The organism is Methylobacterium symbioticum (assembly GCF_902141845.1).
Lineage (GTDB): Bacteria > Pseudomonadota > Alphaproteobacteria > Rhizobiales > Beijerinckiaceae > Methylobacterium > Methylobacterium symbioticum.
The window spans coordinates 80,245-106,670 of record NZ_CABFPH010000007.1 but is presented as its reverse complement, the minus strand read 5'-3'; the positions used below and the strand labels follow the sequence as shown (position 1 = coordinate 106,670).

Sequence of the window (26,426 nt, the reverse complement as noted above, 5' to 3'; positions counted from 1 at the left end):
GGTGGCCCTCGCCCGGGCGCTGGCGCCGAGGCCTCGGCTGCTCCTCCTCGACGAGCCCTTCTCCAACCTCGATCGGCGGACCCGCGACCGGGTCCGGGCAGGCGCAGGCCGCAATACTGGCAGGCGAAGCCGTCGCGCAGGTAGATGTTGTAGCGGGTGAAGGCCGGGCTGCGCGCGAGCGTCACGTAGTTCTTGAGCGCCACGACGCTCGGCACCTTGAGCGCCCGGCTCGGCGAGCGGGCCTCGACATCGTAGCTCGCCACCAGGGTCACGCGGTCGAGGAACAGGGCGGTGAAGGCGTCCTTCCAGGACCACAAGGACAGCGGATTATAGGAGAGCGGCCGGTAATCCGCATTCAGGACGAGGGTTTGGAGGTCCATCATCGGCACGGCTCTTCTTCGAGGGGCGGCCCTGCCGGACAACGCGCGAGACCGGGCCAGCGCGCCGAACGGGGGCGGAAATCGACGGGAAGGGCAGGAGACGGCCGGCGCGGACGGGTGCGGCGGCACGATGACGGACGGAACGGCGGGCGCCCGGGGCGACCCGGCGGGGCGTGAAGATCCGGCGCGTGGCGGGGCCGCGGCGGCGTACCGCTCGGCCGCGCCTCCTCGCCCGGTGACGAAAAGGCCCTGTCCATCAACTCTTAGTCTAATATCACGGTGACACCCTTGTGAAGCCGCGCGCTCAAAGCGCGCAGGCACCGCGCACAGGCCGTCACCGCGCATCGACCGCGCCGACTGCGTAGGGCACTGGTCCGGCATGCCGGCCGGCCCGGGTGGGCATGGGCAGGCTTTCGCCCTATTCCTCCGGCAGAGATCGCCGCGCGGCCCGCCGCGCCCGGGCTCCGTCCGGCCCGCGCCCGGCCGCCGGGATGCGCCCGAGCCGCCGACCAGAAGGATACCCGACCGAGAATGCCGATGCGCCGACGCCCGAGCCGCTGCCTCTCCGCGCCCGCTCCGACCGGACCGCGATCCCGACGGGGCCAGCCGCGCCTCGCCCTGGCTCTCGTCGCGCTGCTCCTCGCACCCGGCGCGCTGGCGCTGCAGCCGGCGCTGGCCCAAGCGCCGGCCCAGCAGGCGCCGGCCCAGCACGCCCCCGCTCCGGGGCAACCTGCCGCACAGGCGCCGGGCGGAAAGCCGGCCGAGGCCAAACCTGCCGAGGCCAAACCCGCCGAGGCAAAGCCCGCCCCGCAGAAGCCGGAGATGTCCGAGCAGGGCAAGCAGGTCCGGGCGAAGCTCGACGCCGCGAAGGCCGAGCTGGAGCGGCGCGAGAAGGAATTGCAGCGTCCCGATCTCACCACCGCCGACCTCGCCGCGGTGCGCGACGGCGTCGGCCCGGTCACCGATCAGATCCGCACGATCATCAGCCAGCTCGACGCCCCCCTGGAGGCGGCCCGCGAGCGCCTGACCCAGCTCGGGCCGAAGCCGAAGGACGCGGAGGAGAGCCCCGAGGTCGCCCAGGAGCGCGTCGAGCGCGAGGCCGTCGTCGCCCGCATCGACGAATCGCAGCGCCTCGCCCGCTCGCTGCTGGTCCAGGGCGACCAGATCATCGACCGCGTCTCGAACAAGCGGCGCGAATCCTTCACCCGCGGCCTGTTCGAGCGGACCCAGCCGCTGCTGAGCCCGGGCCTGTGGACCCGGGTGATGGCGGACCTGCCGCGCGACACCCGCTCGCTGCAGAGCGCGCTGTCCGATATCGGCCTGCTGTTCGCCCGCAACGGCACGCTCTGGAACCTCCTGCTGCTCGGCGTCGCCTTCGGCGTGTCGGTGGCGCTCTATCTCGGCCGCCGCAACATCGCCCCGCGGCTCGGCCGCCGCGACGCCACGGACACCGCGCCTTCGCGGCGCGCCACGCTGCTCGGGGCCTGGCGGGTGATCCTGCTCGGCACCCTGCCGGCGGTGGCCGGAAGCTACGCGGTCTACTACGCCCTCGACGCCACCGACCTGCTGCCCTCGCGTCTCCTGCCCTTCGCGGGGGCGGTGCTCGGCGGCTTCGCCTTCGTCGCCTTCGTGGAGGCGCTCTGCGACGGCCTGCTCTCGCCGGGGAAGCCCGCCTGGCGGCCGGCCCCGGTGAGCGACGCGGCCGCGACCCGGGTGATGCGTCTGGCGGTCGGCATCGCCACGGTGATCTCCGTGGTGAAGGCGATCGAGGCGCTCAACAGCGGCATCTCGGCGGCGCTCCCGGTCTCGATCGCCACCCGCGGCATCGGCGCGCTCGCCATGGCCGCGATGCTCGCGATCGGCCTCCACCGCTTCGCCGACACGGAGGAGGAGGAGGAGGCCTGCTTCGGCCCCTACGTCCCCACCAAGACCACCACCGGCATCGGCGGCCCGGCCCGCCTGATCGGCTGGGCCGCGGTCGGCGTGATCGCGGCGGCGGCGGTGAGCGGCTACGTCGCCTTCGCGAGCTTCCTGATCGACCAGCTCGTCTGGGCGACGAGCGTCCTGGTGCTGCTCTACCTGCTCGTGCAGAGCATCGACACCTTCGTCGGCAGCTCGCTCTGCGACGGGGCCCGCTTCGCCACAACGCTGCAGGCCAATACGGGCCTGCGCAAGCGCTCGCTCAACCAGATCGCGGTGCTGACCACGGGCGCGGCGCGGGTGGTGCTGTTCCTGCTCGCGGCCCTGCTGATCCTGGCGCCCTGGGGCCTCGATTCGACGGACATCCTGTCCTCGGTCCGCTCGGCCTTCTTCGGCTTCAAGGTCGGCGACGTCACGATCTCGCTCTCCACCATCGCGATGGCCATCGGCATCATGGTGCTGGGCGTCGTCATCACCCGGGCGATCCAGCGCTGGCTCGACGTGACCTATCTCCCGGCCACCGATCTCGATGCGGGCCTGCGCAACTCGATCTCGACGGTCTCGGGCTATTGCGGCTTCCTGATCGCGCTCGCGGTCGCCTTCTCCTATCTGGGCCTGAGCCTGGAGAAGCTGACCATCGTGGCCGGCGCGCTCTCGGTCGGTATCGGTTTCGGCCTGCAATCGATCGTCAACAACTTCGTCTCCGGCCTGCTCCTGCTCTGGGAGCGCCCGATCCGCGTCGGCGACCAAGTGCTGATCGGCGACAGCGAGGGCATCGTGAAGCGCATCTCGGTGCGCTCCACCGAGATCCAGACCTTCGACCGCTCGGCGGTGATCGTGCCGAACTCGAACCTGATCTCGGGCATCGTGAAGAACCGCGTCCGCGGCGACCGGGCGGGCCGGGTGAACATCACCGTCAACGTGCTGCGCAACCAGGATCCGGTGCGCGCCGCCGAGCTGATGGTGCAGTGCGCCGCCGCCCTCCCCGAGGTGCTGAAGGACCCGGCCCCGCGGGTGGTGTTCCGCAAGATCGGCGACCCCTTCCTCGAGTTCGAGCTGATCGCGATGATCGTCGACGTGTCGCTGTCGCTGAAGGTGCAGAACGACTTGAACTTCTCGGTGTTCAAGACCTTATCGGGGGAAGGCTTCATCCCGCCGATGGGTCCGGGCTCCAGCGTCGTCACGGTCCAGGGCCTCGACGGGATGCAGGACGCCATGTCCGAGATCGCGAGCCGGTTCGGGCGGGGCGGCACGCCGAAGCGGGAGGCGGCCGAGTAGGCCGCGACGGAGGACGGACAGTGGTCGGGCGGATCGGGATCGGGCTGGCGGGCGCGGCGGCGCTGCTTCTGGCGGGCTGCGCGGCGGATTCACCCACGACCTCGGCGATCCCGACCCTGTACCTGCCGCTCGCCAATACCGGCGCGCAGGTCGATGCGCAGACCGCGCGCGACATGATCTCGGCCTATCGCCGCAACCGCGGCGAGGGCCCGCTCACCGTCGATCCCGAGTTGCAGCGCCTCGCCGAGGCCGAGGCCGCCGCGATGGCGCTCGCCGACCGGCCGAGCAAGGCGCAGACGGTGAAGGGCGCGGTGGGCCGCCTCGGCTACGCCTCGCCGAACGCGAACCTCTCGGCCGGCTACCACACCCTGGCGGAAGCCTTCTCCGGCTGGCGCGACAGCCCGCCCCACAACGCCGTGCTGCTCGATCCCGAGGCCACGCGGATGGGCATCGCCACCGCCTTCGCGCCGGGCTCGAAATACAAGGTCTACTGGGCGCTGCTGACCGCGAAGTAGACGCCGCGTCGGATTGCCGGAGGGGCCGCCCCGCGATCGCGGCCGGCCCTTCCATCCGCGACCTCATCCGGAGGTCGTTCGGGAGGGCGAACCGAGATTCGCAGGATGCTCGATCCATTCCCCGACAGACGCTCAGGGCAGCCCCTTGAGCGGGGTCGGCGGCGCCTCCTTGAGGAGGGTCACCGTCACGCGGCGGTTCGCGGCGAGATAGGGGTTGTCGGGGAACAGCGGCTCGGTATCGGCCTTGCCCGAGACCGAGGCGAAGCGGTCGTCCGGCACGCCCGATCCGGCCAGGATCTCGCGCACGCTGATCGCGCGGCTCGCCGAGATCTCCCAGGGCGGCGCGAGCGGACGCCGCCCGGGCCGGTCGGTCGCGGTGAAGCCGGTGACGGCGATGCGGTTCGGCATCTGCCGCAGGACCGGCGCCAGCGCCTCCAGGAGGCGGCGGGTGCGCTCGGTCGGCCGGCTCGACCCGTCCGGGAACATCGAGCGCCCATCCTGGTCGACGATCGATACGTCGAGGCCCTGCTCGGTCTTGGCGACGATGACGTGCTTGGAGAGTTCGGAGATCTCCGGCAGGTCCTGCAGCGCCTGGCGCAGGGAGGCGGCCGCGAGCCCGAAATTCTCCGGGTCGCCCTGATTGTCGAGCCCGTCCTCGGCGGTCTGCAGGTCGCGCGCCGGGGTGGTGCGGTCGGAGGCACGGTCGGGCGGAACGTCGCGCAGGTATCGCAGCTTGTCGGCCGAGGGCAGGCCCTTGTACTCGATCACGCCGGCGAAGCGCGATTCCTTGTTGACGCCGAAGGCGTCGCGCATCGAGCCCGCCACCGCCTGCATCTTCTTCTGATCCTGCGTGGAATACGCGGCGATCATCACGAAGAAGCTCATCAGGAGCGCCATCAGGTCGGCGAAGGTGACGAACCAGCCGTGTCCGCCATGCGCACCGCCGCGCTTCTTCTTGGCCACCTCACCGCACTCCGCTCACGGATCGCCGGCCTCGGCCGGCGGAGATCGGCGTGCCGGCCGCCGGATGACGGGTGCGGCTCACGCCGCCGCCTCGGCGAGCGATTCGCGGTGGTTGTGCGGCAGGTAGGCGACCAGCATCTCGCGCACCAGGGTCGGGCTCTTCTGGTCGCGGATCATCAGGATGCCGTCGATGATGAGCGAGCGGGAGACGTCCTCCTCCTCCACCTTCACGTGCAGCTTGTCGGCGATCGGCAGGGTGACGAGGTTGGCGATGAGCGCGCCGTAGAGGGTCGCGAGCAGCGCCGTCGCCATGGCGGGGCCGAGCTTCGAGGGGTCGGACATGTTGGCGAACATCGTCACCATGCCCAGGATGGTGCCGATCATGCCCCAGGCCGGGGCGCAGTCGCCGAAGGCGCGGTAGATCTTCGAGCCCTCGTCGAGATGCATCAGGAAGTTGTCGCGGTCCCGCTCCATCGTGTCGCGGATGAACTCGCGGTCGTAGCCGTCGGCGATGTAGCGCGCGCCCTGGGCGAGGAACGGATCGGCGATCTCCATGTTCTCCAGTGCCATGGGTCCGCTCTTGCGGACCACGTCGGCGATCTTGGTGATCTCCTCGATCAGGTCGTGCGGCTTCACCGCCCGCATGGTGAAGGCGTAGCGCAGGCCCATCGGCAGGCCGTGGGCGATGGTCGAGAAGGGAAAGCGGATGATCGTCGCCATGACGGACCCGCCGAAGATCACGATCACCGCGTGCTTGTCGAAATAGGCGGCGAAGTTGCCGCCATCGATCATGATCAGGGTGAACACGACGCCGACGCCGCCGAGCAGTCCGACTCCGGTTGCGAGATCCATCGGGACACGACCTGACGCGCGAATTCGGATGGGCCGAGGCGCCGCGGCGCTTGTCGCGGGCTCCGCCACAGCGTTAGGAAATCTTGCTGAACGAACCGTAAAGGCGCCGCCCGCTGAAGGGCCGCGTCATGCAGCGTTCAGGCTGGGCCGCGCATAAGCCCTTACGCAGCGGGAGGAATGCCGGCACACGGCAGCGCTTTCCGCCGCGCAGGGAGCACGACCCGGACTGCATCGCGCAGGCGGGTCCAGGGGAAAGCGGCGCGGAGACCCGGACGGGTCGGCGCCGGGAGAGCGGGCAACCGGAGTGTCCATGTCGCTGGTTCGTCTCTACGCGCGCGTGCTGGGACTGCTCGGCACCGACCGCAGGCTCGCCTGGGGCCTGGCGGGCGCCAACGTCATGCTGGCGGGGACGGCCTTCGCCGAGCCGCTGCTGATGGGCCGCATCATCGACCAGCTCACGCATCTGAAGCGGGGCGGCGACGCCATGGGCACGATGCTGCCGCTGATTCTCGCCTGGGTCGCCTTCGGCTTCTTCACCATCGCGGCGGGCGTCGCCATCGCGCTCCACGCCGACCGGCTCGCCCACCGCAACCGGCTCTCGGCCATGGCGGGCTATTTCGAGCACGTGCTCGACCTGCCTCTCGCCTTCCACGCCAGCACCCATTCGGGCACCGTTCTCAAGGCGATGCTGGAGGGTGCCAACGGCATGTCGGCCTTCTGGCTCGGCTTCTTCCGCGACCATTTCGCGGCGCTGGTCTCGCTCGGCGTGCTCCTGCCGATGACCCTCTTCGTCAACTGGAAGCTCGGCCTCATCCTCGTGGTGCTGGTGCTCGTCTTCACGGCGCTCACCACCTTCGTGATGCGTCGCACCGAGACGCTGCAGGGCCGGGTCGAGCTGTACAATTCGGGCCTCGCCGCCCACGCGTCGGACGCGCTCGGCAACGTCGCCGTGATCCAGTCCTTCACCCGCGCCAAGGCGGAGAAGGATGCCATGCGCGACATCATCGGCAACCTGCTCGACGCCCAGATCCCGGTCCTGTCCTGGTGGGCGCTCGCCAACGTGGCGACCCGCGCCTCGGCGACCATCACCATGACGGCGATCTTCGTCACCGGCATCATGCTCTACCAGGCCGGCACGACCACGGTCGGCGAGGTCGTGGCCTTCATGGGTCTCGCCACTGCCTTCGTCGGCCGCCTCGACCACGTGGTCGGCTTCGTCAACGGCGTGTTCCAGCAGGCCCCCAAGATCGCCGAGTTCTTCCAGATCTACGACACGGTCCCGGCCGTGCGCGACCGGCCGCACGCCAAACAGGTCGCCCGCCTCGACGGCGAGGTCAGCTTCGAGAACGTCGCCTTCTCCTATGACGGCCGCCGCCAGGCGCTGGACGGCGTCTCCTTCTCGGCGCGGGCCGGTGAGACGGTGGCGCTCGTCGGCACCACGGGCTCGGGCAAGTCGACCACCCTCGGCCTCCTGCACCGCAGCTTCGACCCGGCCTCGGGCGCCATCCGGGTCGACGGCATGGACATCCGCGACATCGGCCTCGCCTCCCTGCGGCACAACATCGGCGTGGTCTTCCAGGAGCCGATGCTGTTCGCCCGCTCGATCCGCGAGAACCTGCAGGTCGGCTGCCCCGACGCGACCGATGCCGAGATGCTCGACGCCCTGGAGCGGGCCCAGGCCTCGGCCTTCATGGCGCGCCAGCCCGACGGGCTCGACACGGTGATCGGCGAGCGCGGCCGCTCGCTCTCCGGCGGTGAGCGCCAGCGCCTCTCGATCGCCCGCGCGCTCCTGAAGAACCCGCCGATCCTGATCCTCGACGAGGCCACCTCGGCGCTGGACGCGGCCACCGAGCGCAAGCTCCAGGCCGCCCTCGAGACGGTGATGGAGGGCCGCACCACCTTCGTGATCGCCCACCGTCTCGCCACGATCCGCAACGCCGACCGCATCCTGGTCTTCCACGAGGGGCGCATCGTCGAGAGCGGCAGCTTCGACGAACTGGTCGCGCAGGACGGCCGCTTCGCCGAGCTCGCCCGGGCCCAGTTCATGGCCGCCGAGGCGGAGACCGACGACGATCTGGCCCTCGCCGCCTGAGACACGGGAACCGCAAGGCACGAAAAAAGAGGCCCGCCGGACGGCGGGCCTTTTGCAGGTGCTCTGGGGATCGCATGGAGTGCAGGGGGAATGCGCCGGCCCCGCTTGGGGTTCCACCGCCCGCGTGCGATCCGGCACCTCCGGGTTTCCAAAGGGATCATCCCTTTGGTGGGGTGTCGGGGCAAAGCCCTGACGGAAGGCCCCGGGCTCCGCCCATCCCTGAGAGAGGGATAATCCCTCTCGGCACCCGGATCAGGGCGCCGTCACCCCGGCGCGGCGGGCCTGCATCTTCGCCTGAAGCCGGGCGCGGCGGGCCGCGATGACCGTGCCGTTGATCTCGCCGCCGAACAGGAACATCGCCGCGAGCCAGTAGAGGAAGACGAGGAACACCATCGCGGTGGCCAGCCCCCCATAGGTGGAGGCGTAGGCGTTCGAGAACCGGTCGAGATAGAAGCCGAAGCCGAGCCCGGCGAGGAACCAGAGCAGCAGCGTTGCGGCGATGCCCGGCAGCACCATCAGGATCGGCCGCCGCCCTGCGGCCACGAATTTGTGGGCGATCACCAGCACCAGCACGAGCAGGACGGCCGTCACCGCGATCCGGCCGATGGCCACCGTGAGGCTCAGCGGCTCAAGCCCCGGCGCCACGTTGATCAGCGTGCGCCAGATCAGCGGTCCCAGCACCACGAGGAAGGCGAAGGCCAGCATGGCGAAGGCGCCGCAGATCACGTAGCCGATCGATTCGAGGCGCGTCAGCCACCAGGGCCGCATCTCGCGGATGCCGTAGGCGCGGTTCAGCCCGACGCGCAGGCTCTCCACCCCGGACGAGGAGAAGTAGAGGGCGAGCAGGGCGCCGAGGGTCAGAACGCCGCCGCGCTGCTCGGTGAGCACCCGGTGCACCTCGCCGACGATGGGCTTGGCCACCTCGCGCGGCCAGGCATCGAGGATCAGCACCCCGGCCTCGTCGGCGAGCGACTTCGAGCCGAACACGCCCGCGAGCGCCGCGAGCAGGATCAGGAACGGGAACAGCGAGGTCAGCATCGACAGGGCGATGTGGCTCGCGATCGCCCAGCCGTCATGGGCGACGAAGCGCTGCGCGGCGATCGCAGCGATCTCGAGGAAGCGGCGCGGGCGTGGAGCGGGTGGCATGACGGGTCCGGTCTCTACACCGGATCCGGCCACGGGCGAGAGCGCCCATTCCGCCGCCGGGCCTGCGCGGGTCCGCGCCTGGAGGCCGCACCCGACACGGTCAAGCGCCTCACGGCCAGGCTTTCTGCGGCCAGGCTTTCTTGGGCCAAGTCGTCTACAGAGGGCTCCGCCCCTGCCGCCGCCCGCATCCGATGTCACGCCCGCTCTCCGCAACGGCCAACCCCGCCCTCCGCCTCGTTCCCGGGCTCTTCGTCGCGATCTGGTCGAGCGGCTTCGTGGTCGCCCGCCTCGTCGCGCCCCATGCCGAGCCCTTCACCTTTCTGTCGTTGCGCTTCCTGCTCACGGTCTGCGTCCTGAGCGCGGTCGCCCTCGTCGCCGGGGCGCGCTGGCCGGTGGGCTGGCGCGGCTGGCGGGACGCGCTCCTGGCCGGGATCCTGCTCCAGGGGCTCTATCTCGACGGGGTGTTCTGGGCTGTGAGCCGCGGCCTGCCGGCGGGGCTGACCGCGCTGATCACCAGCCTGCAGCCGCTGCTCGCGGCCCTGGTCGCCGGCCCGCTGCTGGGCGAGCGCGTCTCGGGCCGGCGCTGGCTCGGCATCGGAATCGGCGCGATCGGGGCCGGGCTTGTCCTCGTGCCGAAGCTCGGCCCGTCCGCCGACGCGATCCCGCCCGTTGCCCTCGCCGTCTGCTTCGCGGCAACGCTCGCCCTCACCGCCGGCACCCTGTGGCAGAAGCGCTTCGCGGCGACGGTCGACCTGCGCACCAACGCGGCCGTGCAGTTCCTCGGGGCCGGCCTCCTCACCCTGCCGCTCGCCCTGCTGTTCGAGGACGGGCGGTTCGATCTCGCGCCGCCGGCGCTCGCCGGGCTGGCCTGGGCGGTGCTCGGCCTGTCGGTCGGCGGCGTCCTGCTGCTGCTCTGGCTGATCCGGCGCGAGGCGGTCGCCGGCGTCTCCGCCCTGTTCTACCTCGTGCCGGCGGTCTCGGCCGTCATGGCCTACGCCCTGTTCGGCGAGACCCTCGCCCCCGTGCAGGTCGGCGGCATGGTCGTCGCCGTGCTCGGTGTGGCCCTGGCGAGCCGGAACTGAGCCCGAGAGCGGCGCCGTCTTGCACCATGGTGCAATGCGACGCGAATTCACTTTCGTTCAGAGCCGGTGCAAATAAAAAAATATCTCCGCTTTTGCGGAGCGCCCTATAACGGGGCCACACGAGATCCGAACCCTGCACAGGTGCGCGCATGTCAGCCTCCCCCGTTCTCCAGACCGAGCCGCAGGACATCGTCGCCCTCGCGACGGAGGCCGGCGCGGCGGCCAAGAAGCTCGTCGCCGAGGCCACGCGCCGGGTGCGCGCCCGTGTGCTCGGCCAGGACGGCAAGATCGACGCCGCCAAGCTCGAGACGGAGCAGCACGCCACCCACGGCCTCGCCTGGCTCGCGGTCTACGGTGAGGCGGTGCGCGAGCTCGGCGCCTACGCGGCGGCCCTCCAGGCGGCCGGCCGCCTCGGCGAGACCGAGACGCTGCTCGTGCGGATCGGCGCGGGCGAGTATCTCGATCAGATGTTCGGCGGCATCCCGATGAGCCAGGGCGAGATGGTCCGCCCCGTGGGCTCCCTCGGGCTCTCGGCCAAGGAGCTGGCCCAGTTCCGCACCGACGCCGTCGAGGCGATGATCGCCACCGGCAACACCGCCCAGAACCGCGCGGCCCTCGTCGCCAAGATCCGCGAGGGCGGCGGCTCGGCGACGATCGGCGATTCCGGCCTCGACGAGGACATGGAGGCGATCCGCTCCGAGATGCGCCGCTTCGGCAAGGCCGAGGTGGTCGATCAGGCGCATGAGTGGCACCTGAAGAACGCCTACATCCCGATGGCGATCATCGAGAAGATGGCCGAGCTCGGCGTGTTCGGGCTCACCATCCCCGAGGAATACGGCGGCATGGGCATGCCGAAGGCCGCCATGTGCGTGGTCTCGGAGGAGCTGTCCCGCGCCTATATCGGCGTCGGCTCGCTCGGCACCCGCTCGGAGATCGCGGCCGAGCTGATCCTCGGCGGCGGCACCGAGGAGCAGAAGCAGAAGTTCCTGCCGAAGATCGCCTCCGGCGAGATCCTTCCGACCGCGGTCTTCACCGAGCCGAATACCGGCTCCGATCTCGCCTCCCTCCGCACCAAGGCGGTGAAGGACGGCGACACCTGGAAGATCTCGGGCAACAAGACCTGGATCACCCACCCTGTGCGCGCCGACATCATGACGGTCCTGGTGCGCACCAAGCCCGAGGAGAAGGGCCATCGCGGCCTCTCCATGCTGATCGCCGAGAAGCCGCGCGGCGACGATGCCGATCCCTTCCCCGTGGAGGGGCTGTCCGGCGGCGAGATCGAGGTGCTCGGCTACCGCGGCATGAAGGAGTACGAGCTCGCCTTCGAGAATTTCTCCGTGCCCGCGGAGAACCTCCTGGGCGGCATCGAGGGCAAGGGCTTCGCCCAGCTCATGCAGACCTTCGAATCGGCCCGTATCCAGACCGCGGCCCGCGCCATCGGCGTGGCCCAGTCGGCCCTCGATATCGGCCTGCGCTACGCCGAGGAGCGGGTGCAGTTCGGCAAGCCGCTGATCAACTTCCCGCGCGTGGCCGACAAGCTCGCGATGATGGCGGTCGAGATCAACATCGCGCGCCAGCTCACCTACTTCTCGGCCCGCGAGAAGGACGAGGGCAAGCGCTGCGACCTCGAGGCCGGCATGGCCAAGCTGCTCGGCGCCCGCGTCGCCTGGGCGGCGGCGGACAACGCCCTGCAGATCCATGGCGGCAACGGCTTCGCCCTGGAGTACCAGATCAGCCGCGTGCTCTGCGACGCCCGCATCCTCTCGATCTTCGAGGGCGCGGCCGAGATCCAGGCCCAGGTCATCGCCCGGCGCCTGCTCGAGACGGCCTGAGCGCCTGTTCGAGCCGATCGATCGGGTGTCGATCCGGCCTATCCCCTCCTCGACCTCATCCTGAGGTGGATGGGTGGGAGGAGCCGGATCTTCACATGAGAATCAGTCGATCCAGCTCAAAGAGGCTCTGAGAGCCGGATCCGCGCCTCGCGCCGCCAGACGAGTCCGCTCACGACGACGGCGCGCGACCAGGCCTAGATACGACGCATATGCCTGGGCGACGCGCGAGGGCGCACAGATCTTCGCATCGTCCGCCCCTGTCTTCCGGACGCGGACGGGCTTCGGCGATAGATCTCGCGGCGGCAGGCCGAGGTTCCGAGATTTTTGCGCGGATCGGAAGCCGGCACATGAACTCGCTGTAAGGAAATCTGCTTCTAGACCTTGCTCCGAGACCGTCGGAGCCAACACGCGTGTCCTCGCATAACGCCGCCCGCGCATCGGGCAGCCTGGTTCAGCACTGGCAGGAGAGCCGGCGTGCTGACGGCACGATCCCGAGCTACGAGAGCGTGGTGCTCGGCCGCCTCGGGCGCCTTGCCGATCGCTGCGCCCTGGTTGCCACCCGCGACGGGCAGCCGGACACGATTCTGTGGGGCGGAAAGGGCTTTGCGGACTGGCTCGGCCAGGATCTCCGCGGCCTGTCGCTCGCGGCCCTGCCGGACGAGGTGCACCGGTCCGTCGCGGAGATCGTCGTCTCCGCCGCGCGGAGCGCCGCGCCCGCGGAGGCCCGCTGCGACCGGCTCGCGGAGGGGATCGTCACGACGCACAGGCTCGTCGGCGTGCCGCTGTCCCGGGGCGGCGCGGATCCGCTCGTCCTGATCCAACTCGGGGAGGAGATGGTCCGGACGGAGTTGGCCCGGGCCCTGTTCGGAGCGACCGAGCAGGGGATGCTCGCCCTCACGGCCCTGCGCGACGCCGCGGGGACCATCACCGACTTCAAAATCGTCGCGCTGAACCAGGGGGCGGCCCGGATGTTCGGGCGGCCCGACACCGAGCTGCAATGGAAGCGACTGGGGGAGCTGCTCTCGGGAGCCCCGGGCCGGGATGTGATCGCCCGTCTCGCAGGAGCCCCGGGGCGGCCGGGGCGCGGCGCGTTCGAGCTGACCTATCCGCGCTCGGACGGCCGCCTGCTCCACCTCAAGGGGGAGGTCGGCGCGGTGGGCGACCTCGTGGCGGTGACCCTCACGGATGTCGGCGACATCAAGGCCCGCGAGGAATCCTTCCGGCTTCTCTTCGAGGACAATCCGTTGCCGATGTGGCTGGTCGATGCCGCGGATGGCCGTTTCGTCGCGGTGAATGCCGCGGCCGTGACCCATTACGGCCATGACCGGGAGACCTTCCTCACCCTGGCGCTCGCCGATCTCTCGGCCGGGACCGGGGAGACCGACAGCGACGGCATCCTGCATCATCGCCGCGCCGACGGCTCCGTCATCGAGGTCAGCCTGTTCGAGCGGGCGATGCCCTTCGAGGGACGGCCGGCGCGCCTCGGCGCCGTGGTCGACGTCACGGAGAGCCGCCGCAACGCGGCCCGCATCGACCACATGGCCCACCACGACGCCCTGACGGAGCTGCCGAACCGGGTCCTGTTCGCCAAGCGCCTCGACGAGACCCTCGCCCGGAGGAAGGCCAAGGGCAGCAGCGCCTTCCTGTTCTGCCTCGACCTCGACAAGTTCAAGATCGTCAACGACACCCTCGGCCATCCGGTCGGCGACGCGCTGCTGCGCGAGGTGGGCGCCCGGCTGCTCGGCTGCCTGCGCGCCGAGGATTGCGTCGCCCGGCTCGGCGGCGACGAGTTCGCGATCCTGGTTCCGCGGCCGGCCGAGGCCGAGTTCATCCAGGCGCTGGCGGGCCGGATCATCGCCGAGATGTCGGCGCCCTTCCACATCGCGGGACAGGTCTGCCATATCGGCACGAGCATCGGGGTCGCCTGCCTGCCCCGCGACGGCGAGGACGCGGAGACGCTTCTGCGCAACGCGGATCTCGCGCTCTACCGCGCCAAGGCCGATGGCGGCAGCACCTTCCGGTGCTTCAAGCCCGAGATGGATGCCTGGGTGCAGGCCCGGCGCCGCCGGGAGAACAATCTGCGCGAGGCCTTCGCCCGCGGCGAGCTGTCCCTGTCCTACCAGCCGCTGATCGACGCGGCCACGCAGCGGGTCTGCGCCTTCGAGGCGCTGCTCCGCTGGACCGATCCGGTCGAGGGGCCGATCTCGCCGGGCGAGTTCATTCCCCTCGCGGAGGAGACGGGGCTGATCGGGCCGATCGGCGCCTGGGTGCTGCGCCAGGCCTGCCGCGAGGCGGCGGCGTGGCCGGACCCGGTGCGGATCGCGGTCAACCTGTCGCCGGTCCAGTTCCGCAACCGCGAACTGGTCCGCACGGTCGCCGAGGCGCTGGAGGCCGCCGGCCTCGCCCCGCAGCGGCTGGAGTTGGAGATCACCGAATCGGTGCTGCTCGCCGAGAACGACGCCAATGTCGCGACGCTGCACGCCCTGCGCGCCCTCGGCGTGCGCATCGCCATGGACGATTTCGGCACGGGCTATTCGAGCCTCGGCTACCTGCGCTCGTTCCCGTTCGACAAGATCAAGATCGACCGCTCCTTCATCAGCCAGGTCGGCGAGAATCCGCATTGCAACGCGATCGTGCGGGCGGTCACCGGGCTCGGCGCGAGCCTCGGCATCGCCACCACGGCGGAGGGCGTCGAGACCGCCGCGCAGTTCGCGCATCTGCAGGCGGAGGGCTGCAGCGAGGTTCAGGGCTTCCTGTTCAGCCGCCCCCTGACGGCCGAGGCGGCCCGCGCCCTGCTCGCCCAGGACGGGGCCGAGGCCGCACACCGCCTCGGCACGGCCGCCTGAGCGACGCGCGCCGCGAGCGGCAGCGGCTCCCGGTCGGCGCTACTTCGTGATCTTCACCGAGACCGGGTCGCTCGACGGGAAGGTCTCTTCCAGGGCCTCGTCGAGCCGCTCGCTCAGCTCGCCCTGCTTGTTCTCGGGATTCGCCTTGTCGCCGGGCTTCGGGGTGTCCTGCTGGAAGCCGGCCTTGTCCGTGTCCTGCGGCTTGCTGGGGCTCTGGGCCATGAACGCGCTCCTCGTTGGCGGGGACGCGGCGCGCGCGCCGCACCTCTTGCCCCCTCAACGCGAGGCGCCCGGAGGCGTTGCAGGCCGGCCGTTTACCGGGTGGCAGCGCGGCCGGGATTAGGCTCTCCGCTCCGCAACCGCCGCCAGGCCCGCGCCATGCACGTCGTCATCCTTGCCGAATTCGCGGGCGTCAGCGGCGGGGCCGAGAAGGTCGCCCTCGAATCGGCCCGCGGCCTCGCCGATCTCGGGCTCTCGGTCACCTATCTTCAGGGCATCGACGGGCCGGTCGACCCGCTCCTCGACCATCCGCGCATCCGGCGCCTCTGCCTCGGCCTGCCCGATATCTGGAGCCGGGGGGCGCTGGCCGGCGCCGCCTCCGGCATCTGGCACTTCACCGCGGCCGAGCGGGTCGCGGCGGCGCTCGCCGGCCTCGGCCGGATCGACGCCCTGCATCTTCACCAGTGGACGCGCAGCCTGTCGCCCAGCGTGTTCCCGGTTCTGGCGGGAGCGGGCGCGCCCGTCTTCGTGACGCTGCACGACTACTTCCTCGCCTGCCCGAACGGGGTCTATTACCGCTTCGACCGGGCCGAGCCCTGCGCGCTGAAGCCTCTGTCCGCCGCCTGCATCGCAGCGCCCTGCGATGCGAAGAGCCGGGCGCACAAGCTGGTGCGGGTGGCGCGCAGCGCGGCCCTGCGGCAGGCGCTCGCCGGGCACCCCCTGCACGTGATCCATGTCTGCGACGCGAGCCGGCAGCGCCTGGGTGCGCTGCTCGGCGGCTATCGCCTGCGCCACCACCGCATCGACAACCCCGTGCGCACGCGCCCCGGGCCAGCGGCCGCGCCGGAACGGGGCGACGCCATCGCCTATGTCGGCCGGCTCACCCGCGAGAAGGGCGCCGACCTCGTCGCCGAGGCGGCCGCCGCCGCCGGGCTCACGGCCCTGTTCGTCGGCACCGGCCCGCTCGAGGCGGAGCTCGCCGGCCGCCCCGGGGTCGAGATGCTGGGCTGGCAGGCCCCGGAGGCGGTCGGGGACATCCTGCGCCGCCGGGCGCGGGCGCTCGCCGCGCCCTCGCGCTGGTTCGAGACCGGGCCGCTTACGGTCTACGAGGCGTTGGCCGCCGGCATTCCCGTGATCGCCTCGGAGCGCGCGGGGGCCTCGGAGAAGGTGGTGCACGGCGAGACCGGCTTCGTGACGGCGCCGGAGGCGGGCGCCCTGGCCGAGGCCGTCCGCGCCCTGCGGGATGACGGGCTGGTCGCACGGCTCGGCCGCGCGGCCGAGGCCCGTTTCCGGGCCGCGCCGATGGGTCTCGGGGCCCATGCCCGGGCGCTGGCGGAACTCTATGCGCGGGTGGCGCGAGAGGCGGCCTGTGCGGCGCAGCATGGCGTGCCGGCGCATGCGACCGAGTCGGCGATCGGCTGAACTATTGCATTCAGAATCGCCCCGCATGGCCGGGAGGCTTGCGCATCCGGACTTTCCGGCCCAATCTCCGGGCCTGTGCTTCGGCTGACTTCGCCGGCTCACTGGGGCGGTACTGGACCTGACCTGTGGCGCAGTACCGTGACGATCGGGATCTCGGCGGATCAACCCGCCGGATAAAGTTTTCGTGACGCTAACATTTGTTATGATCCGTCACACAGGCCGATATCCGCCTATCGGGGTCTCTTGACCTTTTTGTTGCAATGCAACATAAGTCAGTCCGCCAGTCGTGGCCGATCGGGCCGGGCTGAGCCCGGCCCGCGAGCGGAGAGAGACATGCAGACCCCGAACTTCGAGATCCCGACCGAGATGCGCGATTTCGCGGAGAAGAGCGTCGACCAGGCGCGCAACGCCGTCGGCGTGATGATGACCAACGCGCACAAGGCCGTCGACCAGTTCCAGACGGGCAGCAAGACCTTCCAGTCGACTCTGCAGGCCGCCGTCGCCAAGGGCTTCGACCACGCTCAGACCAACGCCTCGGCCGCTTTCGACCACGCCCAGAAGCTGGTCCGCGCCAAGGACTTCCGTGAGGCCTACGAGCTGCAGACCGAGTTCCTTCGCAGCCAGATCGCCGCGCTCCAGGCCCAGGCCAAGGAGTTCGGCAGCCTCGCCCAGAACGCGACGCACTGAGGCGTCGAGGCCCCCGCAGGGGCCGACAGGCCGGGAGTCCGCCGCGGGCTCCCGGATCAGGTCGACCCGCAGGGTCGAGGCTCCGACGGCACGTCCACCGGGATGGCGTGCCGGCCGGAGGATTCTACGAGGGATGACGAGCGATGGGTAAGCAGCGCACGCCACAGGGTTCGAATCGGAGGCCGCCCCTGCGGCGCAGCCCGGCCGCGCCCGCTCCGATCGCCAGCCGTGCCGCACCCGAGACCACGGTGACGGCCGAGGCCGTGACGGAGACGGCCGCGCCCGAGACGCCCGAAACCGACGCGATCGAGACCAGCCACCCCGAGACCAGCCCGGTCGAGACTGCAACCGCCGCGCCGGAGCCCGCGGCCGAGGCCGAGCCGGCCCCCGTCGAGCCCGCGCTCGACGCTGCGCCTGAGCCGGCCGAGGCCGTCGAGGCACCGGTCGAGGCCGCCGCGGAAGCGCCGCCGGCGGAGCCGGTCGAGGAGCCGGCCACCATCGAGGCCGCCGCCCCGGCGCTGGCAACGCTCGCCACCGAGATCCCCCCCGCCGAGCCGGAGACGGCGGCACCGGCCGCGAGACTGGCCCCGGCCCCGGCGCAGGCCTTCGCCTACCGGTTCAGCTTCACGCCGACCTATCTCGACGTCGAGGGCATCGGCACGATCCTGCTGAACTACGTGCAGACCGAGAGCGCCGCGGCCCTGTCGCACATGCGCGCCCTCGGCGAGGTCCGCACGCCGGCCGACATGATCCGCCTGAACGTCACGGAGATGCAGCGCGCCGCCGACGCCTCCCTGACCTGCTGGATGGCCATAGCCCGCCGGGCCGGCCGCTCGCTGTCGGCCCACTGACCGACGGCCCGGCACCGGCGCGCATACCGGCCGCCAGGCCGCCACGAACGCGACGCGCCGTCGGCCCCGGGCCGGCGGCGCGTCGCGTTTCGGGGGACCGTTCGCGGCTGTCGCCGGCCCGCCACAAATCCGGACCCATCGTGCGAAACTTTGCAAGCATCGGTTAACCCTGCCGCCCCTATGCCCTATTCAGGGCCCGGGAGACCGCACCGAACGATGCCGAGCCGCACGCGTCTGATCCGAACCGTCCTCCTCGCCGCCCTGCTCGTCCCGGCGCTCGCCGGGCCGCGACCGGCCGCGGCGCAGGACGGCGAGCGGGTGGTCGCGATCGCGGCCGACCTCGCGGGCGGCGCCACCGGCACCACGCGGCTCACCATCACCCTGTCGAAGGCGGTCGAGGCGCGCGCCTTCGTGATGGAGCGGCCCGACCGGGCGGTGATCGACCTGCCCGAGGTGAATTTCCAGCTCGGCCCCGAGGCGGGGCGCCGCCGCGAGGGCGTGGTCCAGTCCTTCCGTTACGGCCTGTTCGCGCCCGGGCGCTCGCGCATCGTGGTGGATCTCGCCGGACCCGCGGCCGTCGGCCCGATCGAGACGGCGACGCGCCCCCGCGACGGCGCCGTGCTCCTCACCATCCCGTTCCAGAAGGTCGAGCGCGAGGCCTTCCGCAAGGCCGCCGCCGCGAGCGATCCGGCGCCCGCGCCGAAGGCGGTGGTGCGGGAGGCTGCCGACCAGCGCCCCCTGGTGATGATCGATGCGGGCCATGGCGGCACCGATCCCGGCGCCATCGCGGTCGGCGGCGTGTTCGAGAAGGACATCGTCTTCGGCTTTGCCCAGGCCCTCGTGGGCAAGCTCGAGGAGAGCGGCCGCTACCGCGTGCGCATGACCCGTGACCGCGACGTGTTCGTGCCGCTGGCCGAGCGGGTGCGCCTCGCCCGCGAGGCCAAGGCCGACCTGTTCGTCTCGATCCACGCCGATTCGATCTCCTCGGCGCCGCAGGTGCGCGGCGCCACGATCTACACGGGTTCCGAGAAGGCGACCGACGCCGAATCAGCCAAGCTCGCCGAGCGCGAGAACAAGGCCGACGCCGCCGCCGGCGCCGACGCGAGCGAGGGCCCGCCCGAGATCGCCGACATCCTGCAGGAGCTGACGCTGCGCGAGACCCGCGGCTTCTCCTCCGGCTTCGCCCGCACCCTGATGGGCCATCTGAGCCCGGTCATGGAGATGAGCACGAAGCCGCACCGCGAGGCCGGCTTCCGGGTGCTGCGCTCGCCCGACGTGCCGAGCGTTCTGGTGGAACTCGGCTACCTGTCGAGCAAGCGCGACCTCGAGATGCTGCAATCGCCCGAGTGGCGCGCCGGCGTCACCGGCTCGATGGCGAAGGCGATCGAGCTGTTCTTCGCCAACCGCGCCACGCTCGGGCGCCCGGTTGCCACGGCACGCCGCGCGGCGGCAATCGCCCCAGTTTCACCATAGATCCAGTGTGGATACGGGGCATCGAGAATGCCCCGTCGCGCCGCCGTCAGGATGCGAGCGGCCGGGGCCTCATGGCGGCCGCCCGCGAGGTTCTGTAAAAGCCTTCCGGAGCGCGCCCGCCGCCCCAGCCGAGACAGGGCCGTGCGCGGCCGAGCCACCGACAGGCGGAAAACCGGATGCGCTTGATCCTTCGCTTCTTCGGCTTCCTGTTCAGCATCGGGGCGGTGCTGTTCCTGGTCGCCGCGGCTGCCGGGGCGTTCTTCTACTGGAAGTACAGCCAGGACCTGCCGGACCACGCGGCGCTCGCCAATTACGAGCCGCCCGTGATGACCCGCGTCCATGCCGCGGACGGCTCGCTGCTCGCCGAATATGCCCGCGAGCGCCGGCTCTACCTGCCGATCCAGGCGATGCCGAAGGTCGTGGTCGCGGCCTTCCTCTCGGCAGAGGACAAGAACTTCTACAAGCACGGCGGCATCGATCCCGAGGGCATCGTGCGCGCGGTGCTGACCAATGCCGCGAGCGGCAAGAAGCAGGGCGCCTCGACCATCACCCAGCAGGTGGCCAAGAACTTCCTGCTCTCCAACGAGCAGACCTACGACCGCAAGATCAAGGAGGCGCTGATCGCACTCCGGATCGAGGCGGCCTACTCGAAGGACAAGATCCTCGAGCTGTACCTGAACGAGATCTTCCTCGGCACCATCGTGCCCGGCCGCAACCTGCACGGCGTCGCGGCTGCCGCGCTCGACTATTTCGGCAAGTCCGTCCACGAGCTGACCGTCAACGAGGCGGCCTATCTCGCCGCCCTGCCGAAGGGACCGAACAACTACCACCCCTACCGCAAGACCCAGGCGGCGCTGGTGCGGCGCAACGAGATCATCCGCCTGATGCGCGAGAACGGCTACATCACGCGCGAGGAGGAGGAGACCGCCAAGAAGCAGCCGCTCGGCGTCAACCCGCGCGTCGCCTTCCCGAACGCGGCCAACGCCAACTACTTCACCGAGGAGGTCCGCCGCGAGATCTCCGAGCGCTACGGCGAGAAGAAGCTCTACGAGGGCGGCCTCTCGGTGCGCGCCACGCTCGACCCGAAGATGCAGGCCTGGGCGCGCCGGGCGCTGATCGACGGCCTCGTGCGCTACGATCAAGCGCATGGCTGGCGCGGCCCCGTGGCGAAGGTCGACCTGACCGGCCGCGACTGGGGCATGGCGGCGGCCGAGGTCTCGGCGCTCGGCGACGTGGCGCCCTGGCGGCTCGCCGTGGTGCTGGGCAACGGCGCGGGCGGCCTGCAGATCGGCCTGCAGCCCCGCCGCGAGGCCTCCGGACAGGTCTCCAAGGACCGCGAGACCGGCGTGATCCCGCCGGAGGGCATGCGCTGGGCCGGCCGCGCCGGCCTCGCCGCCGGCGACATGGTCTATGTCGAGGCGATGGATGGCGGGCGCGGCCAGTACCGCCTGCGCCAGAAGCCCGAGGTCTCCGGCGCCATCGTCGCCATGGACCCCTATACCGGCCGCGTGCACGCGATGGTCGGCGGCTTCTCCTACGACGAGTCCGAGTTCAACCGGGCCACGCAGGCGATGCGCCAGCCGGGCTCCTCGTTCAAGCCGATCGTCTACTCGGCGGCGCTCGACAACGGCTACACTCCCTCCTCCATCGTGCAGGATTCGCCGATCACCATCGAGGCCGGCCCCGGCCAGGAGGCCTGGACGCCCTCGAACTACGACGGCAAGGCCGGCGGCCCGCACACCCTGCGCTACGGCATCGAGCACTCGAAGAACCTGATGACCGTGCGGCTGGCCAAGGATGTCGGCATGCCGCTCATCGCCGAGTATGCCCGCCGCTTCGGCGTCTACGACGACATGCTGCCCGTGCTGCCGATGTCGCTCGGCGCCGGCGAGACCACGGTGATGCGCATGGTCACCGCCTATTCGATGCTCGCCAATGGCGGCCGGCGCATCCGGCCCACCCTGATCGACCGGATCCAGGACCGGACCGGCGAGACGATCTACCGGCACGACACCCGCAAATGCGTCGGCTGCGACGCCGAGAAGTGGTCGGGCCAGGACGAGCCGAAGCTGGTGGACGATTCCGAGCAGGTGCTCGACCCGCTCACCGCCTACCAGATGGTCTCGATCATGGAGGGCGTGGTCCAGCGCGGCACCGCGACGATCCTGAAGCAGATCGGCAAGCCGCTCGCCGGCAAGACCGGCACGACGAACGACGCCAAGGACGCGTGGTTCGTGGGCTTCTCGCCGGATCTCGCGGTCGGCATCTATATCGGCTTCGACAAGCCGCGCTCGCTCGGCGACCGGGCGACCGGCGGCGGCCTCGCGGCCCCGATCGCCCTCGACTTCCTGAAGAGCGCCCTCAAGGACAAGCCGCCGACGCCCTTCCGCGTGCCGCCGGGAATCAAGCTGATCCGCGTCAGCGCGTCCTCGGGCATGCGCGCCGGCTCCGGTGAGGGCGGCGGCACCATCCTCGAGGCCTTCAAGCCCGGCACCGCCCCGCCGGACGCCTACGTGGCCCGCCCCGACGGCCCCGGCGCCCCCGCCGCGGTGCCGGCGGATGCCGACCGCGCCGCCCAGGCCGGCGGCCTGTACTGAGGCCGTCTCTCCCGTCTCGACCGCGACAGAGCTCCTCCCGCCCCGGCGGGAGGGGCTTTTCGGGTCGGGATTCGGTACCGCCTCCGGTTGTTCGCCTCCGGCCGGCTCATGCGCCCCCCTCTCCCCACGCGCGGGGAGAGGCCTGCCTGCACCTCGTCGTGCAGGCAGGAAGCGAAGGCGAAGCCGCAGTGGCGGTGAGGGGGCTGCTCCGGAAGGGGCTCTGCTTGAAACCGCCCCCTCACCCTCGGCTGCCGCCTCGCTCAGCCGACTGCAGGGTCGGCTGAGCCCACTCCCCGCACGCGGGGAGTGGGGGGATCCGTGGCGGTCCGCTCCCTCATCCGGAAAAATGGATCAGCCCAAGAAAAAAGCCGCTCCGAAGAGCGGCTTGAAAGAGTCATCAGGGAGGCATCAAACAGAGTGGACAGAAATACCACTCGACATCCAGACCATCTGGACTGATCCCATTGATAAATCGGAAACGTTAACACGGCGTTAAAATGCGCATCGGGCGCGCGTCTTCGCGCATCCCATGCAACGCCATGATCCCGAGGCCGCTGGCGCGGCAGCTCGAGGCAGGATCGGGAATGGGGATGCGCGGCGTCGCCGGCCCGCGGATCCGAGCCCTCAGGCCGCGAGGCTCTCGAACAGGCCGCGGCCGTCCTGGCCGCCGACGAGGCCTTCGACGAAGTTCTCGGGATGGGGCATCAGGCCGAGCACGTTGCGGGTCTCGGAGTAGATGCCGGCAATGGCGTTGATCGAGCCGTTGCGGTTGGCGTCGATGGTCAGCGCGCCGGTCGGGTCGCAGTAGCGGAAGGCCACGCGGCCCTCGCCCTCGATGCGAGCCAGCGTCTCGGGCTCGGCGAAGTAGTTGCCCTCGCCATGGGCGACGCAGACGTCGATCACCTGGCCGCGCGCGTAGGCGCTGGTGAAGCGGGTGTCATTGCGCTCGACCCGCAGGGTCTGGCGGTGGCAGATGAAGCGGCGGTTGACGTTGCGCATCAGGACGCCGGGCAGCAGCCCTGATTCGCACAGGATCTGGAAGCCGTTGCAGATGCCGAGCACGAGGCCGCCCCGGGCGGCGTGGGCGCGCACCGCGTCCATGGCGGGCGCGCGGCCCGCGATGGCGCCGCAGCGCAGATAGTCGCCGTAGGAGAAGCCGCCGGGCAGCACGGCGAGGTCGGTGCCGGCCGGCAGCTCCGTGTCCGCGTGCCAGACGCTGACCACCTCGGCGCCCGCGAGCCGGAGCGCGCGCGCCACGTCGGCGTCGCGATTCGAGCCGGGGAAGACGACGATCGCCGCGCGCATCAGGCGATCTCGATCGCGTAGTTTTCCACCACCGTGTTCGCCAGGAGCTTCTCGCAGGCTGCCTTGAGCGTGGCCTCGGCGGCAGCCGGATCGCTGGCGTTCACGTCGAGGTCGAAGACCTTGCCCTGGCGCACGCCCTCGACGCTGTCGATTCCGAACGACTTCAGAGCGGCCTCGATCGCCTTCCCCTGAGGATCCAGGACACCTGTCTTCAGGGTGACGATGATGCGGGCTTTCATGATCGGGATGCTCTTCGCGTGTCGGAGGCTGCCCCAGGATCCGGGACGACGGGCCGCCAGTCTACTTAGGTTTTTCGCAGGCCCCCGATCAACCCTTCGCGGCGCGGGGCTGCGCGTCCGCCCCCTAGCGGGACGCGCGGGCGGGCGGATCGCGCAGGGGCTCGATGCTGGTGGCGCGGCGCCAGAGCTGGAGCATCACCCAGGCCGCCACGAGGCTGAACAGGCCCATGAGGATGTGGCCGACGCGGTCGCCGAGATCGAGGAGGCCGGCCAGCGCCCAACCGGCGGCGATGGCGACGGCGAAGACCTCGGTCCCGACCAGCACCATCATGCTGAGGATCGTGATCAGGTTGCGGGTATTCACGGAGCCAAATCTCTTCGGGGTCCCGGGGATTCTGGCGACGGCACTAGCGTGATTGGCCGTGCGGGCGCAAGCCGCAGCTTCGAGGGGCCGATTACGGGACAGCCCGCCGGAGAGGTCTCCGGCGGGCGGGGCTCATCAGCGCGGGGCGCGCTTGGCCAGGATCCGCTGCAGGGTGCGGCGGTGCATGTTGAGCCGGCGGGCGGTCTCGCTGACGTTCCGGCCGCAGAGCTCGTAGACGCGCTGGATATGCTCCCAGCGCACCCGATCGGCGGACATCGGGTTCTCCGGCGGGTCGGCGCGCTCGCCGGGCTGGGCCATCAGCGTGCCGTGGATCTCGTCGGCATCGGCGGGCTTGGCGAGATAGTCGAAGGCGCCGAGCTTCACCGCATTCACCGCGGTGGCGATGTTGCCGTAGCCGGTGAGGATCACGCCGCGGGCCTCGGGGCGCTGCTCCTTCAGGCGGGCGATCACGTCGAGGCCGTTGCCGTCGCCGAGGCGCATGTCGATCACCGCGAAGGCGGGGGCCCGGCTCTCGACGGCCGAGAGGCCCTCGGCCACGCTGTCGGCCACCTGGACTTGGTAGCCGCGGCTCTCCATGGCGCGGGCGAGCCGCGTCGAGAAGGGCTTGTCGTCGTCGACGATGAGGAGGCTGCGGTCGGAGAAGGCGGCGAGCGGGTCGGTGCCGGCGGCCGTGGCATCGGATATCGGCGCCGGGATTCCGGTCTGCGTCAGCATGAGACGCGTCCTTTCGATTCCTTTGTTCTGATAGGGTCTTATATAGGTGCGGCATCTCCTGTCGGGAGAGGCGCGGCGCGCGGAATTTCAGGCTGATGGCGCGGGGCCGCCCCGCGTTCGAAGACATGGCGCGCCCAGGAGATGCGCACCACCGCGCCCTGCAATCCGGGGCGCGCCACGTTCGAGAGGGTGATCTGCGCGCCCGAGCGCTCGATCAGGGTCTTGGCGATGAACAGGCCGAGCCCGAGCCCGCCCCCGACCCCCTCCCCGCTCCGGTTGCGGCCGCGGGTGGTGACGTAGGGCTCGCCCACGCGCAGCAGCACCTCGGCGGGGAAGCCCGGCCCGTCGTCGCGGATCTCCAGCGACACGCGCTCGACCGTCCAGCGCGCCTCCAGGCAGACCTTCGCCTCGGCGAAGTCGAGGGCGTTGTCGAGGATGTTGGCGAGGCCGTACATCACGCCCGGATTCCGGCGCCAGGCCGGCTCGGGCCCCTCGCCGACGCTCGACAATTCGAGGGCGACGCCCATCGCGCGCTGCGGCGCGGCGAGTTCCTCCACGAGGTGGCTGAGGCTCACGGTCTCCAGGAAGCCGCCGCCCTCCCCGTCGCCCTCCGAGCCCAGGGAGGTCAGCTTGCCGAGGATGCCGCGGCAGCGGTCGACCTGCTCGCGCAGGAGGTCGAGGTCGTCGCGGATGGCAGGCGTCGCGGTCGGTCCGAGCTGGCGGATCAGCTCCTTCGAGACCACCATGATGGTGCCGAGCGGCGTGCCGAGCTCGTGCGCGGCGGCCGCCGCCAGCCCGTCGAGCTGCGACAGGTGCTGCTCGCGGGCGAGCACCAGCTCGGTCGCGGCGAGCGCCTGGGCGAGTTGGCGCGTTTCCTCCGAGACCCGCCAGGCATAGACGCCGGTGAAGGCGGTGCCGAGCAGGATCGCCGTCCAGACCCCCGAGACGTAGAGGAAGGGCAACTCGATCCGCCCGTCCGAGAACCAGGGCAGCGGCCGGTGCACGAGGGCGAGCAGCGTGGCGAGCCCCACCGCGAGGAGCCCGAGGGCGAGCGTCCGCTCCGGCGGCAGCGCGGTCGCCGAGATCAGCACGGGGGCGAGGAAGAGCAGCGAGAACGGGTTCTGCAACCCGCCGGTGAGGAAGAGCAGCATCGCGAGCTGAACGATGTCGAAGGCGAGCAGCAGCGCGGCCGAATCGTCGCTCAGGCGGTAGCTCGCCGGGAAGCGGATGCGCAGCCCGAGATTCAGCCAGGACGAGGCGGCGATGGCCAGGAAGCACCAGCCGAAGGGCAGCGACAGGCCAAGGCCGAACTGCGCGCCGATCACCGCCGCGCTCTGGCCGGCGATGGCGAGCCAGCGCAGGCGCACGAAGGTGTCGAGGCGCAGGTGGCGCGCATCGCGGAGCAGGCGGGACGGATCGCTGTCGGGCATCATGTCTCGTCGAACAACGCAGCGGGCGCGGCGCCGGGCCGCTCCCCCCGCGAGGGAACGGAGGTAGGGCCCCGAAGTTGCGGCAACAGGCCCCGGTGTCCCGGGGCGCCGCGATCCGGTCCGCACGCCATGGTGACACGCCATCGTGACCTGGGCCTGCGGCGGGATCGACGGTTTCACCCTGTGGCCCGTCCGGGC

General features: G+C 71.0%; 21 protein-coding genes. 11 read left to right on the top strand and 10 right to left on the bottom strand.

Annotation, left to right across the window (positions count from 1 at the left end):
* The coding region (locus MET9862_RS04560; protein WP_244612564.1) for an HNH endonuclease at positions 1 to 383 on the bottom strand (383 nt) is incomplete at its 3' end.
* Positions 384 to 917: 534 nt separating this feature from the next.
* Between MET9862_RS04560 and MET9862_RS04555 the strand changes: the two genes are divergently transcribed.
* Positions 918 to 3,578 (top strand): DUF3772 domain-containing protein, encoded by a 2,661-nt coding sequence (locus tag MET9862_RS04555; protein WP_142581922.1) that lies wholly within the window; start codon positions 918 to 920, stop codon positions 3,576 to 3,578.
* A 20-nt stretch (positions 3,579 to 3,598) separates the two neighbouring features.
* A complete protein-coding gene (locus MET9862_RS04550) occupies positions 3,599 to 4,093 on the top strand; it encodes a CAP domain-containing protein (protein WP_142581921.1) in 495 nt (164 codons plus the stop codon).
* A gap of 132 nt (positions 4,094 to 4,225) precedes the next feature.
* Here MET9862_RS04550 and MET9862_RS04545 read toward each other — a convergent pair whose 3' ends face one another.
* Positions 4,226 to 5,056 carry an OmpA/MotB family protein gene (locus MET9862_RS04545; protein WP_142581920.1) on the bottom strand — a complete coding sequence of 277 codons (831 nt, stop codon included), beginning with the start codon at positions 5,054 to 5,056 and terminating at the stop codon, positions 4,226 to 4,228.
* 78 nt (positions 5,057 to 5,134) lie between these two features.
* Complete coding sequence (locus MET9862_RS04540; RefSeq protein ID WP_142581919.1) at positions 5,135 to 5,908, bottom strand: motility protein A; 774 nt, start codon at positions 5,906 to 5,908, stop codon at positions 5,135 to 5,137.
* Between the two features lie 310 nt (positions 5,909 to 6,218).
* On the opposite strand from MET9862_RS04540, the gene MET9862_RS04535 reads away from it, so the two are divergent.
* Positions 6,219 to 8,000, top strand: a complete 1,782-nt coding sequence (locus MET9862_RS04535; protein ID WP_142581918.1) for a glucan ABC transporter ATP-binding protein/ permease — start codon at positions 6,219 to 6,221, stop codon at positions 7,998 to 8,000.
* 252 nt (positions 8,001 to 8,252) lie between these two features.
* Here MET9862_RS04535 and MET9862_RS04530 read toward each other — a convergent pair whose 3' ends face one another.
* Complete coding sequence (locus MET9862_RS04530) at positions 8,253 to 9,146, bottom strand: YihY/virulence factor BrkB family protein (RefSeq protein ID WP_142581917.1); 894 nt, start codon at positions 9,144 to 9,146, stop codon at positions 8,253 to 8,255.
* 191 nt (positions 9,147 to 9,337) lie between these two features.
* Here MET9862_RS04530 and MET9862_RS04525 point away from each other — a divergent pair, with 191 nt between their 5' ends.
* The 3 genes from MET9862_RS04525 to MET9862_RS04515 all read left to right on the top strand — a co-directional run bounded on the left by MET9862_RS04525 (position 9,338) and on the right by MET9862_RS04515 (position 14,906).
* The gene (locus MET9862_RS04525; protein ID WP_142581916.1) at positions 9,338 to 10,228 is read left to right on the top strand and encodes a DMT family transporter; all 891 of its coding nucleotides are present in this window, start codon (positions 9,338 to 9,340) and stop codon (positions 10,226 to 10,228) included.
* Positions 10,229 to 10,377: 149 nt separating this feature from the next.
* Complete coding sequence (locus MET9862_RS04520) at positions 10,378 to 12,060, top strand: acyl-CoA dehydrogenase family protein (protein WP_142581915.1); 1,683 nt, start codon at positions 10,378 to 10,380, stop codon at positions 12,058 to 12,060.
* 410 nt (positions 12,061 to 12,470) lie between these two features.
* Positions 12,471 to 14,906 carry a putative bifunctional diguanylate cyclase/phosphodiesterase gene (locus MET9862_RS04515; RefSeq protein ID WP_438616592.1) on the top strand — a complete coding sequence of 812 codons (2,436 nt, stop codon included), beginning with the start codon at positions 12,471 to 12,473 and terminating at the stop codon, positions 14,904 to 14,906.
* Between the two features lie 39 nt (positions 14,907 to 14,945).
* Here MET9862_RS04515 and MET9862_RS04510 read toward each other — a convergent pair whose 3' ends face one another.
* Positions 14,946 to 15,128, bottom strand: coding sequence for a hypothetical protein (locus MET9862_RS04510; protein WP_142581914.1), 183 nt, complete (start codon positions 15,126 to 15,128; stop codon positions 14,946 to 14,948).
* Positions 15,129 to 15,284: 156 nt separating this feature from the next.
* On the opposite strand from MET9862_RS04510, the gene MET9862_RS04505 reads away from it, so the two are divergent.
* The 5 genes from MET9862_RS04505 to MET9862_RS04485 all read left to right on the top strand — a co-directional run bounded on the left by MET9862_RS04505 (position 15,285) and on the right by MET9862_RS04485 (position 22,155).
* Complete coding sequence (locus tag MET9862_RS04505) at positions 15,285 to 16,547, top strand: glycosyltransferase (RefSeq protein ID WP_142581913.1); 1,263 nt, start codon at positions 15,285 to 15,287, stop codon at positions 16,545 to 16,547.
* Positions 16,548 to 16,880: 333 nt separating this feature from the next.
* On the top strand, positions 16,881 to 17,234 hold the full coding sequence (locus MET9862_RS04500) for a phasin (RefSeq protein ID WP_142581912.1): 354 nt from the start codon (positions 16,881 to 16,883) through the stop codon (positions 17,232 to 17,234).
* Positions 17,235 to 17,482: 248 nt separating this feature from the next.
* Entirely contained in the window at positions 17,483 to 18,085 is a 603-nt protein-coding gene (locus MET9862_RS04495; RefSeq protein WP_142581911.1) for a hypothetical protein, read from the top strand.
* 216 nt (positions 18,086 to 18,301) lie between these two features.
* Positions 18,302 to 19,558, top strand: coding sequence for an N-acetylmuramoyl-L-alanine amidase (locus MET9862_RS04490; RefSeq protein ID WP_142581910.1), 1,257 nt, complete (start codon positions 18,302 to 18,304; stop codon positions 19,556 to 19,558).
* A 176-nt stretch (positions 19,559 to 19,734) separates the two neighbouring features.
* A complete protein-coding gene (locus MET9862_RS04485) occupies positions 19,735 to 22,155 on the top strand; it encodes a penicillin-binding protein 1A (RefSeq protein WP_142581909.1) in 2,421 nt (806 codons plus the stop codon).
* 624 nt (positions 22,156 to 22,779) lie between these two features.
* Here MET9862_RS04485 and purQ read toward each other — a convergent pair.
* The 5 genes from purQ to MET9862_RS04460 form a co-directional block, all read right to left on the bottom strand.
* The gene (gene purQ, locus MET9862_RS04480) at positions 22,780 to 23,460 is read right to left on the bottom strand and encodes a phosphoribosylformylglycinamidine synthase subunit PurQ (protein ID WP_142581908.1); all 681 of its coding nucleotides are present in this window, start codon (positions 23,458 to 23,460) and stop codon (positions 22,780 to 22,782) included.
* Positions 23,460 to 23,699, bottom strand: a complete 240-nt coding sequence (purS, locus tag MET9862_RS04475; RefSeq protein ID WP_142581907.1) for a phosphoribosylformylglycinamidine synthase subunit PurS — start codon at positions 23,697 to 23,699, stop codon at positions 23,460 to 23,462. Before purS ends, purQ begins: the two co-directional genes overlap by 1 nt.
* 124 nt (positions 23,700 to 23,823) lie before the next feature.
* Positions 23,824 to 24,063: a hypothetical protein gene (locus MET9862_RS04470; protein ID WP_142581906.1), complete on the bottom strand. Its 240-nt coding sequence runs from the start codon at positions 24,061 to 24,063 to the stop codon at positions 23,824 to 23,826.
* Positions 24,064 to 24,198: 135 nt separating this feature from the next.
* Entirely contained in the window at positions 24,199 to 24,798 is a 600-nt protein-coding gene (locus tag MET9862_RS04465; RefSeq protein WP_142581905.1) for an ActR/PrrA/RegA family redox response regulator transcription factor, read from the bottom strand.
* Between the two features lie 38 nt (positions 24,799 to 24,836).
* Positions 24,837 to 26,228, bottom strand: coding sequence for an ActS/PrrB/RegB family redox-sensitive histidine kinase (locus MET9862_RS04460; protein WP_185156743.1), 1,392 nt, complete (start codon positions 26,226 to 26,228; stop codon positions 24,837 to 24,839).
* Between the last annotated feature and the right edge of the window lie 198 nt (positions 26,229 to 26,426).

What these genes read in the sequence shown, in the direction of transcription:
- MET9862_RS04555 (WP_142581922.1), top strand. Translation starts at nt 918, where the DNA reads ATGCGCCGACGCCCGAGCCGCTGCCTCTCCGCGCCCGCTCCGACCGGA.
- MET9862_RS04465 (WP_142581905.1), bottom strand. Translation starts at nt 24,798, where the DNA reads ATGCTGACGCAGACCGGAATCCCGGCGCCGATATCCGATGCCACGGCC.
- MET9862_RS04530 (WP_142581917.1), bottom strand. Translation starts at nt 9,146, where the DNA reads ATGCCACCCGCTCCACGCCCGCGCCGCTTCCTCGAGATCGCTGCGATC.
- MET9862_RS04500 (WP_142581912.1), top strand. Translation starts at nt 16,881, where the DNA reads ATGCAGACCCCGAACTTCGAGATCCCGACCGAGATGCGCGATTTCGCG.
- MET9862_RS04525 (WP_142581916.1), top strand. Translation starts at nt 9,338, where the DNA reads ATGTCACGCCCGCTCTCCGCAACGGCCAACCCCGCCCTCCGCCTCGTT.
- purQ (WP_142581908.1), bottom strand. Translation starts at nt 23,460, where the DNA reads ATGCGCGCGGCGATCGTCGTCTTCCCCGGCTCGAATCGCGACGCCGAC.
- MET9862_RS04460 (WP_185156743.1), bottom strand. Translation starts at nt 26,228, where the DNA reads ATGCCCGACAGCGATCCGTCCCGCCTGCTCCGCGATGCGCGCCACCTG.
- MET9862_RS04540 (WP_142581919.1), bottom strand. Translation starts at nt 5,908, where the DNA reads ATGGATCTCGCAACCGGAGTCGGACTGCTCGGCGGCGTCGGCGTCGTG.
- MET9862_RS04505 (WP_142581913.1), top strand. Translation starts at nt 15,285, where the DNA reads ATGCACGTCGTCATCCTTGCCGAATTCGCGGGCGTCAGCGGCGGGGCC.
- MET9862_RS04510 (WP_142581914.1), bottom strand. Translation starts at nt 15,128, where the DNA reads ATGGCCCAGAGCCCCAGCAAGCCGCAGGACACGGACAAGGCCGGCTTC.
- purS (WP_142581907.1), bottom strand. Translation starts at nt 23,699, where the DNA reads ATGAAAGCCCGCATCATCGTCACCCTGAAGACAGGTGTCCTGGATCCT.
- MET9862_RS04520 (WP_142581915.1), top strand. Translation starts at nt 10,378, where the DNA reads ATGTCAGCCTCCCCCGTTCTCCAGACCGAGCCGCAGGACATCGTCGCC.
- MET9862_RS04485 (WP_142581909.1), top strand. Translation starts at nt 19,735, where the DNA reads ATGCGCTTGATCCTTCGCTTCTTCGGCTTCCTGTTCAGCATCGGGGCG.
- MET9862_RS04535 (WP_142581918.1), top strand. Translation starts at nt 6,219, where the DNA reads ATGTCGCTGGTTCGTCTCTACGCGCGCGTGCTGGGACTGCTCGGCACC.
- MET9862_RS04490 (WP_142581910.1), top strand. Translation starts at nt 18,302, where the DNA reads ATGCCGAGCCGCACGCGTCTGATCCGAACCGTCCTCCTCGCCGCCCTG.